The following is a 2387-nucleotide window of genomic DNA, read 5'->3' on the forward strand; positions in this document are numbered from 1 at the left end:
CCGCTTCGCTTCGGGACTTGCGCCCTCGCTCGGTCTGCGACACATAGGCTTCTGGCACTCCTCTTGCTTACGCAAGCGTCGTTCCAGTCCCTAACGTCCCGTTCCGGGACTCAGGGCCAGCCTACGTCGGTTAGTCTAGTTCGTTATGCGCAAGCGGAAACGAATTTTTATAGAGAAAATAGAAATTGACTTTTTTTATATATACACCAGTATATACGTATGGCACATGCATCAAAAGTCTTTATTAGCGGAAACAGTCAGGCAGTACGTATTCCTAAAGAATATCAAATACCTGAGAAAGAGTTATATATACAAAAAGTTGGGAATACACTTTTCCTTTTTCCTAAAAATGATCCCTGGAAAGCTTTTGAAGAAAGTCTTAATGAATTCTCTGATGACTTCATGTCGGATGGTAGATCTCAACCTGAAGATCAAATCAGAGAAGATTTTTAATGTATCTAATTGATACGAACATTTGTATTTACTTTATTAAAAATAATCCGAAGTCAGTTGTTCAAAAAATAAAATCTATTGAACCATATCAAATTAACGTGTCTTCAATTACTGTTGCCGAATTAGAATATGGAGCCGCTAAAAGTAAATATTACGATAAGAACAAAACTACATTAATTAAATTCTTGTCTGCATTTGATCTCATTCCTTTTACTGACTCAGATGCCGAAGTTTATGGACTGATTAGAGCTACATTAGAAAAAACTGGAAAGATCATTGGGCCATACGATCTTCAAATTGCAGCCCAAGCAATTTCTAGAAATCTAATTCTAGTCTCGAATAATACAAAAGAATTTATCAGAGTTCCAAACTTAAAATTAGAAAATTGGATTTAAGCTTATTCTTTCCGCCTGCGCATAACAGCGGGGAAACGCTTCGCTTCGGCACAAGGCCTCGCTTGGGCTGCGCCACATTCCCTTTCTGTCACTCGTTTGCATCCGCAAACTCCGTGCCAGTCCCTAACGTCCCGTTACCGGGACTCAGGGTCAGGGAACGTCGTCTCCCCTAGTTCGTTATGCGCAATGGCAAAAAAGGTAACGTCAAAAATCTTTCGCAAAATGTAAAGAGCTCTCCTGAAAGCCGATAAGTTAATTGGAAAAAGACCAACTAACAGGAGAACCCGTATGCATACAGAAGACAAGGTAGAAGAGAAAATAATTTCCGTCAATGAAGAAAAGATACGAACAGAACTGAGCGGGCTAGTCAGAGAGACTGTGGAACAAACTCTGAATAAATTATTAGAGCACGAAGCAGAAAATCTAATTAAAGCCAAACCTTATGAAAGATCAGAAAGTCGAGATGGACATAGGTCAGGAAGCTATACTAGAAATTTCGAAACAAAGTCAGGTAAAGTTAAATTAAAAATTCCAAAATTGAAAGGAATTCAATTCGAGACTCAAATTATAGAAAGATACAAACGTCGGGAAAGCTCTGTCGAAGAAGCATTAATCGAAATGTATCTTGCAGGAGTATCGGTAAGACGCATAGAAGATGTAACGGAACAGCTCTGGGGCACCAGAGTTTCTCCTGGAACGATCAGTAACTTAAACAAAAAAGTATATTCCCAAATAGAAGAATGGCGAAATCGCAAGTTAGAGGACAAGTATCCATACGTTTATCTAGATGGAATTTATTTGAAGAAAATTTGGGGTGGTGAAGTTCGTAATATATCGATTTTAATTGCCATAGGAGTCAATTCTGAAGGTTACAGAGAAGTATTAGGATCAATGGAAGGAGCCAAGGAAGACAAAGAGGCTTGGTATGGATTTCTTAGGCATTTAAAAGAAAGAGGACTAACTGGAGTAAGATTAATTATCTCAGACAAATGTCTTGGGCTAGTTGAATCAATACCTGATTTTTTTCCTTCAGCTGACTGGCAAAGATGCATGGTTCATTTTTATAGGAACGTTTTTGCCAAAGTGCCAACTAGTTCCATGCGAGAGACAGTCGCAATGTTAAAGGCAATACACTCACAGGAAGATAAGCAAGCAGCTCTGGACAAATCCAAATTAGTGATTGATAAACTGAAAGCAATGAAATACAACTCAGCGGCTGATATCATTGCTAAGGGAATTATGGAAACCCTATCTTATATGAATTACCCAAGAACTCATTGGACAAGAATTCGAACAAACAATCCTTTAGAAAGAATTATGAAAGAAATTCGTCGTAGAACAAGGGTGATTGGATCCTTCCCTGATGGAGAGTCTGCTCTCATGCTCGTCACTGCAAGATTAAGGCATATTGCGAGTTCTCAATGGGGTAACAAAAAATATCTTGACGTAAGTAAATTGAATGAAATGAATTTTGAAAGCCAATAGCTACTCGACTTCGAGAGCTTAGTTTTAATTTTGCGAAAGATTCTGCACACTACC

The 2387-nt window shown here is 38.6% G+C and carries 3 protein-coding genes; all 3 read left to right on the plus strand.

Annotated features, from left to right (window positions below):
* Positions 1-219: 219 nt before the first annotated feature.
* The gene (gene vapB / locus EHQ59_RS06465) at positions 220-453 is read left to right on the plus strand and encodes a type II toxin-antitoxin system antitoxin VapB (RefSeq protein ID WP_135618498.1); all 234 of its coding nucleotides are present in this window, start codon (positions 220-222) and stop codon (positions 451-453) included.
* Positions 453-848 (plus strand): type II toxin-antitoxin system tRNA(fMet)-specific endonuclease VapC, encoded by a 396-nt coding sequence (vapC, locus tag EHQ59_RS06470; RefSeq protein ID WP_135618500.1) that lies wholly within the window; start codon positions 453-455, stop codon positions 846-848. Before vapB ends, vapC begins: the two co-directional genes overlap by 1 nt.
* A gap of 288 nt (positions 849-1136) precedes the next feature.
* Positions 1137-2333, plus strand: coding sequence for an IS256 family transposase (locus EHQ59_RS06475; protein ID WP_135618502.1), 1197 nt, complete (start codon positions 1137-1139; stop codon positions 2331-2333).
* Positions 2334-2387: the final 54 nt, after the last annotated feature.

Origin of the sequence: Leptospira kemamanensis (assembly GCF_004769665.1) — a bacterium.
Classification (GTDB): Bacteria; Spirochaetota; Leptospiria; order Leptospirales; family Leptospiraceae; genus Leptospira_A; species Leptospira_A kemamanensis.